At 69.7% G+C, this 11,415-nt stretch carries 10 protein-coding genes; 3 read left to right on the forward strand and 7 right to left on the reverse strand.

Going from position 1 to position 11,415, the window contains the following annotated elements:
• Positions 1-324: 324 nt before the first annotated feature.
• Positions 325-1,029 (forward strand): TioE family transcriptional regulator, encoded by a 705-nt coding sequence (locus tag ACTWPT_RS22410; RefSeq protein WP_443179493.1) that lies wholly within the window; start codon positions 325-327, stop codon positions 1,027-1,029.
• Positions 1,030-1,223: 194 nt separating this feature from the next.
• Here the strand turns inward: ACTWPT_RS22410 and ACTWPT_RS22415 are convergent, their stop codons facing one another.
• The 4 genes from ACTWPT_RS22415 to ACTWPT_RS22430 are packed head-to-tail and all read right to left on the reverse strand — an operon-like array spanning position 1,224 to position 4,930.
• Positions 1,224-1,811: a GTP-binding protein gene (locus ACTWPT_RS22415; RefSeq protein WP_443179387.1), complete on the reverse strand. Its 588-nt coding sequence runs from the start codon at positions 1,809-1,811 to the stop codon at positions 1,224-1,226.
• Positions 1,792-2,169 carry a DUF742 domain-containing protein gene (locus ACTWPT_RS22420; protein WP_443179388.1) on the reverse strand — a complete coding sequence of 126 codons (378 nt, stop codon included), beginning with the start codon at positions 2,167-2,169 and terminating at the stop codon, positions 1,792-1,794. Before ACTWPT_RS22420 ends, ACTWPT_RS22415 begins: the two co-directional genes overlap by 20 nt.
• The gene (locus tag ACTWPT_RS22425) at positions 2,166-2,585 is read right to left on the reverse strand and encodes a roadblock/LC7 domain-containing protein (RefSeq protein WP_443179389.1); all 420 of its coding nucleotides are present in this window, start codon (positions 2,583-2,585) and stop codon (positions 2,166-2,168) included. The genes ACTWPT_RS22420 and ACTWPT_RS22425 overlap by 4 nt, the downstream gene beginning before the upstream one ends.
• Positions 2,582-4,930, reverse strand: a complete 2,349-nt coding sequence (locus tag ACTWPT_RS22430; protein WP_443179390.1) for a sensor histidine kinase — start codon at positions 4,928-4,930, stop codon at positions 2,582-2,584. Before ACTWPT_RS22430 ends, ACTWPT_RS22425 begins: the two co-directional genes overlap by 4 nt.
• A 189-nt stretch (positions 4,931-5,119) precedes the next feature.
• Here ACTWPT_RS22430 and ACTWPT_RS22435 point away from each other — a divergent pair, with 189 nt between their 5' ends.
• Positions 5,120-6,148 (forward strand): terpene synthase family protein, encoded by a 1,029-nt coding sequence (locus tag ACTWPT_RS22435; protein ID WP_443179391.1) that lies wholly within the window; start codon positions 5,120-5,122, stop codon positions 6,146-6,148.
• On the opposite strand, the gene ACTWPT_RS22440 is transcribed toward ACTWPT_RS22435, so the two are convergent.
• A complete protein-coding gene (locus tag ACTWPT_RS22440; RefSeq protein ID WP_443179392.1) occupies positions 6,145-7,698 on the reverse strand; it encodes a prenyltransferase/squalene oxidase repeat-containing protein in 1,554 nt (517 codons plus the stop codon). The genes ACTWPT_RS22435 and ACTWPT_RS22440 overlap by 4 nt on opposite strands.
• Entirely contained in the window at positions 7,695-9,122 is a 1,428-nt protein-coding gene (locus ACTWPT_RS22445) for a cytochrome P450 (RefSeq protein WP_443179393.1), read from the reverse strand. The genes ACTWPT_RS22440 and ACTWPT_RS22445 overlap by 4 nt, the downstream gene beginning before the upstream one ends.
• Before the next feature lie 241 nt (positions 9,123-9,363).
• Here ACTWPT_RS22445 and ACTWPT_RS22450 point away from each other — a divergent pair, with 241 nt between their 5' ends.
• Positions 9,364-10,389, forward strand: a complete 1,026-nt coding sequence (locus ACTWPT_RS22450) for a polyprenyl synthetase family protein (protein WP_443179394.1) — start codon at positions 9,364-9,366, stop codon at positions 10,387-10,389.
• A 64-nt stretch (positions 10,390-10,453) separates the two neighbouring features.
• Here the strand turns inward: ACTWPT_RS22450 and ACTWPT_RS22455 are convergent, their stop codons facing one another.
• Positions 10,454-11,383, reverse strand: a complete 930-nt coding sequence (locus ACTWPT_RS22455; protein ID WP_443179395.1) for an aldo/keto reductase — start codon at positions 11,381-11,383, stop codon at positions 10,454-10,456.
• Between the last annotated feature and the right edge of the window lie 32 nt (positions 11,384-11,415).

Here is an 11,415-nt window from a genome sequence, read left to right on the forward strand (position 1 = left end):
AGCCGCTCCGAGGCCGGCCGGTCCTCAGCCCTCGTGCTCGACGAGATGCCGGAAGCTCTCGTTCCGCAGCTCGGGAAGCGCCTCCTCGCCGTGCGTGGCCTCGCCGAGCCCGAGCAGGTGAGGCCGCGCGGGCAGGGGCCTGCAGGAGACTCGTGACGGCGGCGACGCCCTCGCCGTCGAGGGAATAGGCGGCGTTGTGGACGAGCAGGCCTGTTCTCTTCGATGAAGATATGCCTTCTACGGTATCATTGAACATTCCCTGTAAACTTTCGCGCGACACCCGCCGCTCCGGTGGGATCTACCTTCAATACGGTGACACATCCCATGGCATCCGGTGAGCGGCTGAGGCCGGTGGACCTGGCCCGCGAGCACGGCTTGTCCACCCAGGCGATCAGGAACTACGAGCAGGCAGGCATCCTCCCGGGCGCCGGTCGCACGCCCCACGGCTATCGCACCTACACCCCGCGGCACGCGCAAGCCCTCCGCGCGTTCCTCGCCCTGGTGCCCGCCCACGGCCACCAGACCGCGACCTCGATCATGCAGGCGGTGAACCGGGGCGCGGTCGAGGACGCGCTGAAGATCATCGACGAGAGCCACGCCCAGCTCCTCGACGACCGCCGGACTCTCTTGGCCGTGGAGACCGCGCTGCGCGACCTGACGCCCGCCGCCCCTCCCGGGCCGGGCGTCACGTTCATCGGGCCGCTGGCCAGGAAGCTCGGGATCCGGCCCGCGACGCTGCGCAAATGGGAGCAGGCCGGGCTGGTGCGGCCACGACGTGACTCGCAGACCGGCTACCGGGTCTACACCGCGGCCGACGTACGCGACGCCCAGCTCGCGCACCAGCTCAGACGCGGCGGCTACCTGCTGGAGCAGATCGCGCCCCTGATCGAGCAGGTACGCGCGGCCGGCGGGCTGGCGCCGCTGGAGGACGCCCTGCGGGACTGGCGCGGCCGGCTGTCCGCCCGCGGGCGCGCGATGCTGACCGGCGCCGCCGAACTCGACACCTACCTCCGCCGCATCGCCACATGACAGGCCCTAGAGTTCCGGGTGTGATGAGGGATCTGTCCGGCAAGGTGTGCGTGGTGACCGGCGCCTTTCGTCGTCCGGTCGTTGGGTTCCGCCATCGGCGCCCCGGGAGCGGGGCTGGACGGTGCAATGGTGCGCATGCCTGTCAGGCTGGATTGACACGAGCCCTCTGTCAATCCAGCCTGACAACGGTGTGCTCAGCTGCCGACCGGCTCCGCGCGCAGCTTCGCCGAGTGCTTCACCAGGGCGATCAGGACCTCCCTGCTCGAATCCCGTTTCCTGGCGTCGCACATGATGATGGGGACCGATGGGTCGAGTTGGAGCGCGAGACGCACCTCGTCCAGCTCGAACGTCGGCGCTCCCTCGAAACAGTTGACCGCCACCACGAACGGCGTGCTCCGCCGCTCGAAATAGTCCACCGACGGGAAACAGTCCGCCAGCCGCCGCGTGTCCGCCAGAATCACGGCGCCCAGCGAGCCCTCCGCCAGTTCGTCCCACACGAACCAGAACCGCTCCTGCCCAGGCGTGCCGAACAAATAGAGCACGTAGTCGTTGCCGAGGGTGATCCGGCCGAAGTCCATCGCCACCGTGGTGGTGCGCTTGGCCTCCACCGAGCTGAGGTCGTCCACGCCGACCCCGCGGTCGGTGAGCACCTCCTCCGTCCGCAGCGGCCGGGTCTCTGAGACCGCGCCGACCATCGTCGTCTTGCCCGCGCCGAACCCGCCGGCGACCAGGATCTTGATCGCCGTCGGCAGGCGCGGTCGGTCAGAGCGAGCGAAGACCATCGAGCACCGCCCTATACATCTTCATGTCACGCATGTCCACCTCGGATTGTGGTTCCTGGGCAGAGACGAGTTCGCGATCGAACAGATCCCCGAGCAGCACGCGGATCGTGCCGGCGGGGAGGTTGAGATACGCGGCGATCTCGGCGACGGACTTGGGCTCGCGGCAGATCTGGAGGATCCGCAGGTGCTCGGGGTCCAGCCCGGCGTCCGGGCCCGGCGGACCACCCACCGCCAGGGCCATGGAGATCAAGTCGAACCTGCCGTGCGCCGGCTGGGTCCGGCCCCGCGTCACGACGTAGGGCCGGACGATCTCCGGGTCGACCCAGTGCTCATCCATCGGACCGTCGGCGCCTGTCACCGGTCGCTCCTGGCGATGGCCTCGGCGTTGCGGGCGCCCGAGGTGAGGTATTGGCCCACCCGCGCGACCATCATGGCCATCTCGTACGCGATCAGCCCGATGTCGGCGTTCTGCGCGCACAACACCGCCAGACAGGCACGCTCGCCCGCCATGGTCACGATGAGGAACTGGTTCTTCCACTCCACGACCGTCTGCCGCACCGCGCCGCCGGAGATGTGCTCCGAGACGCCCTTGGCCAGGCTCTGAAGCCCGGAGGCCACGGCGGACAGATGCTCGCCGTCGGTGCGCTGCAACCCGGCCGACGAGGCCATCAGCAGGCCGTCGGAGGACAACACGATGGCGTGCTCGGCCTCCTTGACGCGGCCGACGAGGTCGTCCATCAGCCAGTTGAGGTCGGTGCCCGTGGTGGGGGTCATGGTGCCTCGCCTCCCTGCTGCTCATCCAGCATCTTGGCCGCCTGCGTCCGGCCAAGGCGGGTGCCTGACTGAAGAGATCCCATCATCGCCCGGATCTCCTCCGGCGAGCGCTCGTCATCGTCCTCCTCGAAGTCTGGCTGTGTGGGCGTGTCCTCCCGCAGCGCGGGCGCAAGGTTCGCCTGGGGCACGCGCAGCGGCAGCCCTGATGGTGTGAATTCGGCCACGGGCTGCTGCTCCGGTTCAGCTGGCGGCTCTGGTACTGGTTCGGGGGCCGGCTCGGGAACGGGTGCGGGGACCGGGCGGGCGGGCTTGAGCGTGCGCACGTTCTCCCCGGTGACGGGGCGCGCCACCTCCCCGGCGACGGGGCGGGCCATCTCCCCCGCGACGGGGCGGGGCACCGTGGCCACCGCGGTCGGCCGGCGCGGCAGCCGCTCCCCAGCGTCGCCGCGCTGAGGCGCCGGGCTGGGGTCGAGCTGGACGAGCTCCTGCGGCAACAGCACCACGACCGTGGTCCCGCCGTACGGCGACGCTTTGAGCACCACCTGGATGTCGTGCCGCCTGGCCAGCTGGCTGACCACGTAGAGGCCCAGGCGGGCGGTGCCGGTGATGCGGAACTCGGGCGGGTTCGCGATGCGCTCGTTCGCGGCCTCCAGGTCCTCGGGCTTCATGCCCAGGCCCCGGTCCTCGATCTCGACCACGTAGCCGTTGGCCACGAGCTGCCCGCTGACCTGCACGTTCGTGTACGGCGGTGAGAAGGACACGGCGTTCTCGATGAGCTCGGCCAGCAAGTGCACGACGTCACCGACGGCCCGGCCGATGAGCACGACCTCGCCCATCGGCAGGAGCGTGACCCGGGTGTAGTCCTCGACCTCGGCGAGCGCGCCGCGCACGACGTCGACCATGGGGACCGAGCGGCGCCAGGTGCGTGCGGGGGAGGAGCCGGAGAGCACGATGAGGTTCTCCGCGTTGCGCCGCATGCGGATGGCCAGGTGGTCCAGCCGGAAGAGCTCCTTCAGCTCCTCGGGGTCGGTCTCGCGGCGCTCCATCACGTCGAGCACGGTGAGCTGCCGGTGCACGAGGCCCTGCGTCCTGCGGGCCAGGCTGAGCAGAATGTCGCGGATGCCGCGGCGCAACTCCGCCTGCTCGGCCGCCACCATGATCGCCGTGCGCTGCACGGTGTTGAACGCCTGGCCCACCTGGCCGATCTCGTCGTCGCCGAACTGCAGCGGCGGCGCCTCGGCGGCCACGTCGACGTCCTCGCCCCGGCCGATCCTGCCGACCACGTCGGGCAAGCGCTTGTCGGACAGCTCGTGCGCGGCGTCACGCAGTTTCTGCAGCTGGGCGAAGAGCGCGCGAGCCGTAGTGATCGACAGGATGATCGAGGCGATGACCGCGATGAGCCCGAGACCACCGGCCAGGACCAGCCGGATGACGACGTTGACGGCGACCGGCACGGCCCTGTCGACCACGCGGTCTCCGCCGGCGAGCACCATGGTGTTGAAGTCGTTGAGGGCCCGCCCCGACACCGTCTTCCACTCCTCGGCCCCGAACCGAAGGGCGCCGATGGTCGGACTCTGCTCGGCGACCTGCCGTTCCAGGTTGGCGAGCTGGACGAACGACGGGCCCTTGACCAGCTTGTCGTAGGCGATCCGATCGGATTCGTGTAGCTCCGCTGCGGCCTGGTCGGCGACCATGTGCCAGGCACCCACGGTCTGGGTGAACTCGGCGTGCTCGGCAGGGGACAGCCGTCCTTCGGCGAGCACGCCGGTGAGCAGCGCGTCTTCCCTGCTGAGGACCTCCCGGGCCCGGCTCAGGGCGGACAGGGCGCGGATCTCCTTGGCGATGATCTTGTCGTCGAGAGTCGCCACTGCGCCGTAGAGGCTGTAGAACGGGTCGATGACGGCGGCGTAGGCGTCCATCGCCTGGACCCGGTTCAATCGTCCGGCTTCGAGGGCCTGCCGGGTCTGCTTGATCGAGTCGAGCCGGCGGAACACCTCGGCCAGCCGGCGGGCGCCCTCGTCGTCCATCGCCCAGTCGACGATGGTCCCGCCGGCCGACTCCCTGAATGCGGTGATCATGAGGTCCGTCTGCTTGTGCTGGCTTTCCAGCTCCCTGCGGGCGCGCGGCGTGGGGTCGCTCAGCTCGACGACCGAGAACCGGCGCTCCTTCTGCAGCTCCTCGAGGACCCGCACGCTGGGGTCGACTACGCTGGAGTTCAGCTGGGTCACCCACAGCAAGTTGACACCCTCGCGAAGAGTGACCCACGCGGCAAAGGCCCACAACGCCGCCAGGGAGAGCAGCAGAGCAGTGACTTTGGTCCGCAGTCGTGTATTGCGGAAGCCCATCTATACCCACCCTGTGAATGTCTATCGTGCGCCGGTCGCCCAAGAGCACACAGTGGCAACAGACCGTGTCGATCAAGGAACTGTAGCGCACGTCAAAGTACCTCACAACAACACCAAACACTTTGCACACAAATATCCGATTTTTGACAACATTGGTCAACAATGCTCAAAAATCGATATCCTGCGAACGTGAGCGACGCCGCTGCATACTTCTCCATTCGCAATGACCTCGTAGATCGCCTCCTAATGCGCTCGCACCAGTTGGCCGGCGTGCCGGAACAGGACCGGAGCGCCGTCCTGAACGCCGCGCTCGACGCCGTGCCTTTGGGGGAGCGCCTGCTGCGCCCCTACACCGCGTTGTTCGCCGACGGCGACAGCTCGGCCAGCCGGCTCGCCTTCAGCTGCTTGTCCGCCGCCGCCACGTTCCCGCGCGCGGGGCGGGACGAGATCGCCGACCTCGGGGCCTTGACCGCGATCCTGTTCGGCCTCGACGACCTCGCCGACAACGTCGCGGGCCATTCGTCCGGCAGTGACGTCGTCGAGCTCTTCGCCCGGCTCGCCGCCATCCTCGAAGGCGAGCCGGCGCCGGCCGATGCCACGGAGCTCGCGGGCCAGGCGCTGCACGCCTGGCAGGCCTGGTGCGCGCGTTTTCACGCGCACCCCGGCGCCGCGGCGCACGTGCCGACCCTGGTGCGGCGGCTCGGCCTCGCCGGCGCCGCCATGGCGCGCGAGCGCGTGTGGGCTTCGGGCGGCGAGCCCTGGCCGGCGTACGACGAATACGTCGCGAATGGTCGCATCACGATCCTCTACCCCACTTGGTGGGCGGCCGCCCTGGCGGTCTCCGGCCCGATGCCCGCCGACGTCGCTCACTGGGAATCGATTGCGTCGGCCACAGCCCTCGGCGCGGCGTGCATGCGGCTCGCCAACGACATCAGGACGTTCGAACGCGAGAGGCGCGAGGGCAAGCCGAACTCCGTCCTCATCCTGGAGCGTGCGGGGATGACCATTGAGGCGGCGGTCGAACGGGTCTCCGCGCACATCGCCGAACTCAACGCCGCCTTCGCCGCCGCGCTCGCGGAGCTGCCGCCCGAGCTGGCGGATATCGCGGAGGGACAGCGCAGGAGCGTGGCGTTCAACGGCGCCTGGTACATGGCCAGGGACACGCACGCGTACACCGTGCGGGAGCTGGCCAGGGACGTCGACACGCATGGCGGCTAGGGCGAGGCGCCGTCCGGCGACGGGCGGCACGCCCGCTCGGCGAGGTGCTGCGCGGCGATCACCACTGCGCGGGTCACGGCGAGCGGCGTGTACAGGTCCTTGTCGTGCCAGAGCGGAGGATGCTCCTTGCCGGCCGAGCGCGCCAGGTACGCCTGACCCCGGCCGACGGCCTCCGTGCAGCGCGGCTCCCATCGGCTCCTCGTCATCAGCAGGGTCTGCATCGCGTACGCGGTCTCCTCGGCGGTGCCCTCCCATCGCCCCCAGGAGCCGTCCGGCCGCTGGGTGCCCAGCACCCACTCGACCGCCGTGCGTACCGACGCCGCCGACGGCTCCCCGCCGAAGGCGTCGAGCGCGAGGGCGCAGCTGACGGTCGCGTAGTAGGGAGAGGCGTGCCACCTGTCGGTCCAGCTGCCGTCAGGCCGCTGCCGTTCCTGGATCCAGGCCGCCAGGTCGCGGATCGCCTCTCCGTAGCTCGGCGCGGCGGCCGGCTTGCGGGCGACGTACTCGCCGAAGGCGTCCAGCACGTGCGCGTTGACGCTGACCGAGACGCCCTGCTCCCCAGGCCAGGTGGAGAAGTGCACGCCGGAGCGGAAATGCCACAGGCTGTCGGGCTCGCACGGCACTCCCAGCAGCGCCAGCGCGTACAACGCCACAGACGTCGTGTCGGCGTCGGCCGGCAGGCCGGACCCGGCGGGCGTTCCTAAGGGGCCGATCGCCGCCCGCAGGTCGGCCGCCATCTCGGGCGGCACGTCGACCGGCACGCCCGCACGGCCGAGCCAGCTCAGCACCCAGCCCCGCTCGAACATGGTGATCGGCAGCCCGACGGGCACGGGGCCGCCGTGGAGCCGGACGATCGCCTCCAGATGGCCGCGGGCCGCCTCGGAGGCGTCACCGTCACTCCGCTCTCTCAGCCAGGCCGCCGTCGCCGCGGGCGAGGCGCCGATCGTCCCGATGGGGCTTGGCCGGATGCCGGGCGCGCCGGAGGCCTCCTCGCCCGCGATCTCCAGGGCGTGCAGCAGCTTCTCCGGGATCTCCATTCCCGACTTGATCCATGACCTGACCAGCCGGAGCGTGTCCTCGCTCATCCCTTCGGGCAACGGCAGCGGCGGGTGCCCCGTGAGATGCGTCACGTGCCGGTTGATGAGGGCCACGAGGGACGGGACGATGTGCTCGATCGCCGGCATATCCGGCAGCGTGAGCCGCTGGCCCAGCCACGTGGCCAGCACGCGGACGCCGCGCTCGGCCGTGTGCGTGAGGTAGCCGCGGTCGGCGCCGGAGTCCGCGCGCGACAGCGCCGACAGGAGGCCTTCGGTGGCGCTCAGCGTGGGCACCAGGCCGTACCCGTCCGGCGCGCCCCACGCGCCGTCCTCCCGCTGGGTGCCGATCAGGTAGGAAATGCGCGCCTGGTGGCCGGTCAGCCAGGGGGCCAGGGAGACCAGGCGGCCGGTCTCGTAGATCGATGCCGATACCTGCCCCCACGGCCTGAGCATGAGGCTCGTCACCAGCTCGCCGGCCGCCGCGGCGATGCCGGACGTCATCGCCGTGGTCATGCCCGTGCGTCCCGATCGCGAGGCTCCAGCCGCAGCCAGAGGCTCTCCCTCGGCCGGACGGACGCCCCCGGCACCGGGGTGAGTTTCTGGGGGTTGGTCAACACCTGCCGGTATCGGCTCATCACGTTGGCTATCACCAGCGACGCCTCGATGTAGAACAGATGCTGGCCGAGGCACACGTGCGGGCCCGTGCCGAAGGGGATGTAGGAGTAGCGATGCAGGAGCTGGTGTTCGCCGGCCCAGCGCTCGGGATCGAACTCCAGCGGGCGATCCCAGAACTGCGGCAGCCGGTGGGTGGTGTACGGGCTGACCAGCACCTGCGAGCCGGCCTTGATCCGGACGCCGCCGATCTCCGTGTCGGCCACGGTCTGGCGGGGGATGATCCAGGCCGACGGGTAGACGCGTAAGAGCTCCTGCAGCACCATGCGGAGGTAGGGCATCTGAGCGACGTGCTCAGGCCGTACGGGGCCGCCGCCAACCACGCGGTCGATCTCGTCCCGCAGCTTGGCGTCCACGTCGGGATGATCGTGCAACACCGACCACAGCCAGGCCAGCGACATGGCGGTGGTCTCCGAGGACGCGCCGTACATGCTCACCAGGTCGTCCCGCACCTGCCGCACGTCCACCGTCCCGTCGTGCGCCTTCCGGGCCGTGAGCAAGGTGGAGATGATTTCCTTACTGGGCTCCTCCGCACGGGAGGCCTCCTCGCGGGAATTCTCCTCGATCAGGGAATAGATGATCTCGTCGATCTTCTTCACGGCTCTGAGAAAGGCCCGGTCGCCGGGGACCTTGATGGAGTAGGGCGCGAAGGGGAAGATCAGCCGGAAGTGGATCGAGGTGGCGCAGGTGGCGATCTCGGGCTGTAGCAGGTCGACGGTCTCGCGCGGGATACGGCCACCGAACAGGAGCTTCATGACGGCCTCGTTGACGATGGCGGTCATCTTGTGGCCGCCGCCGTCGATCAGCCGCCCGGTGCGGGCGTGCTCATCGAGCTCCAGCATGCAGTCGGCGACGACGTCGGCCATGTCCTCGGCCAGCGAGTTGAGGTATCTGGGGGTGAAGAGGGGCTGGAGGATCTTCCTGGCGGACGCCCAGGCCTCGTCCTCGGCCAGAATGCTCTGGCCGGTCACGCGGTGCAGCGGCCGCCAGAACATGCCCGCGCGCACGAAGTTCGACCAGTCCGTTTTCAGCACCTGCTGGACGTGGTCGGGATGCGAGATCAGGTACGGGCGGAACGGGCCCAGGTCGAGCCGGACGATCTGGCCACGGGCCTCGACGCCCATCCTGGCCAGCTCGGTGACCGGGTCTTTCGCGAGCCGGGGGATGGCCTTGTAGAACGGGAGGATTTTCGGGCTGGTCACGGGGGTGTCCGTGGCGTGCGGCATGGCGGCGATCCCCTGATCCGGAGTGCGATATACGGACATAAGCGTGTTATATGAAGTTTGTCGGGTTTGCGTATTCTCGCAGGGGGGTCAGATGATGATCGAATAGCAGAGGAGGATGACGCGTGCCCTAGAGGTGGCGTGGATCGCCACGGGTGCCTCCTGTTGTGCCTGCGGCGCCATATCTCACATGCCGGACATTTGCTGACAAATGTCAATTTATAAGTGGATTATCACATGCGCCTGCATGTAGGTTCAAGATCGTACAGGGTAGGAGCGCCAGTTGAATCTCAGCCATCCGGCCGCAGGCCCGCTGGGCGGCGGCGCCTTGGAGCGTTGCCGGCGCCTGCTCGAACCGGCTCTCCGCGAGGCCGTCTCCGTGCTGCACCCGTGGGGCGCCAGGATGGCCGCGTTCGCGCTGGGCTGGTCGGACGCGGATGGTCGGCCGTACCAAGGGGACGGTGGCAAGGGCGTGCGGCCCGCGATCGCCCTGCTCAGCGCCGAGGCGGTCGGGGGCACGGCGGAGTCGGCGCTGCCGGCGGCGGTGGCGGTGGAGCTGGTGCACGCGTTTTCACTGACGCACGATGACATCATCGATCATGATGAGCGGCGCAGGCACCGCGAGGCGCTCTGGAAGGCGTACGGGGTGGGGCCTGCGCTGCTCACCGGCGACGCCCTGCTCGCCCTGGCGGTCCAGCAGCTCGCTGGGATGCCGGAGGCCATGAAGTATCTGTCGGCGGCGCTGGTCGAGCTCGTGCACGGGCAGAGCGCCGACATGGCCTTCGAGAACCGCCCCTGGCGCGGGCCCAACGAGGTCACGATCGGCGAGTGCATCGAGATGGCGGCGGGCAAGACCGGCGGCCTGCTGGGGGCCGCCGCGGCGGCCGGCGTGGCGCTGGGCGGCGGCGCGCCCGAGCTCGCGGACCGGATGTGGGCGGTGGGGCGCGACCTGGGGGTGGCGTTCCAGGTCGCCGATGACATGCTCGGCATCTGGGGCGATCCCCGCGTCACCGGCAAGCCCGTGCACAGCGACCTGCGGCGCGACAAGAAGACGTTGCCCGTGCTCGCCGCCCTCGCCGCCGACTCGCCCGCCGCCCGCGAGCTGTCCGCCGTCCTTTCGGCCGGCGTCACGGACGAAGAGTCGGTACGGCACGCCGCGCGCCTCGTCGAGGAGGCCGGTGGCCGCAGCGCCGCCCAAGCCGTGGCCGACCGGTACGTATCGGCGGCCCTGCACGCTCTGGACGAATGCCTGCCGGACGCGGCCGACCTGCGCGCGTTGTGCGCGAGCCTGGTCAACCGCACCCGCTGACCTCGCCTCCCCCCACCCAGCCCTCAGGGTCTAGTGACCAGCCCGACCCTGCCGATGTGCGCGGTCACGGGCGGGAGGCCTCGTCCAGGAGAGCGAGCTCCTCCGGGCTGAGCGTCAGCTCTGCGGCCGTGATCAGCGCCTGCAACTGCTCGACGCTGCGCGCGCTCGCGATCGGCGCCGTGATCGTCGGCTGGGCGGCGAGCCAGGCCAGCGCCACCGAGGCCGGGTGGACCACACGCTCGGCCGCCACCTTGGTCAGCGCCTCCAGCGTGCGCCGCCCGTGCTCCGTGGCCAGGTATTCGCCGGCCATGCCCGCCCGCGGGCTCTCGACGGCGACGCCGGGCGCGTACTTGCCGGTCAGGAAGCCGCGCGCCAGCCCGAAGTACGGCGTGCTGCCCAACCCTTCCCTGGCCACCACGTCCCGCAACTCGCCCTCGTAGTCACGCTCGACCAGGTTGTACTGCTGCTGCAGCGCGACGTATCTGACCAGCCCCTCCTCGTCGGAGATCTTGAGCGCCTCCGCCAGCCGGGCGGCGCTGTGGTTGGACGCGCCGGCGTACCGGATCTTGCCCTCGCGCACCAGCGCGTCGAAGACGGCCAGCGACTCCACCATCGGCGTGTCGTGGTCGTCCACGTGCGCCCAGTAGAGGTCGATGTAATCGGTACGGAGCCGCCGCAGCGAGTCCTCGACCGCCGTGCGGATGGTCGCCGGGGCCAGGCCCTGGAGTCCTTCGAGCATGCCGACCTTGGTGGACAGGACGAGCGAGTCGCGGTTGTGCCGGTGGGCCAGCCAGTCGCCGATGATCATCTCGGACGCGGAGTCGCCGGTCGCCCAGTACGGATAGACATCGGCGGTGTCGATGAAATTGCCGCCGTTCTCGACGTACTCGTCCAGGACCGCGAACGACGTCTCCTTGTCCGCCGTCCAGCCGAAGACATTGGTGCCGAGCGATATCGGGAAAACGGACAGGTCCGTGGTTCCTATTGATCTCATCCCGCTATTATCCGCGCATCCAATGAGGAGGC

It is taken from the genome of Nonomuraea sp. 3N208, from assembly GCF_052245935.1.
Lineage (GTDB): Bacteria > Actinomycetota > Actinomycetes > Streptosporangiales > Streptosporangiaceae > Nonomuraea.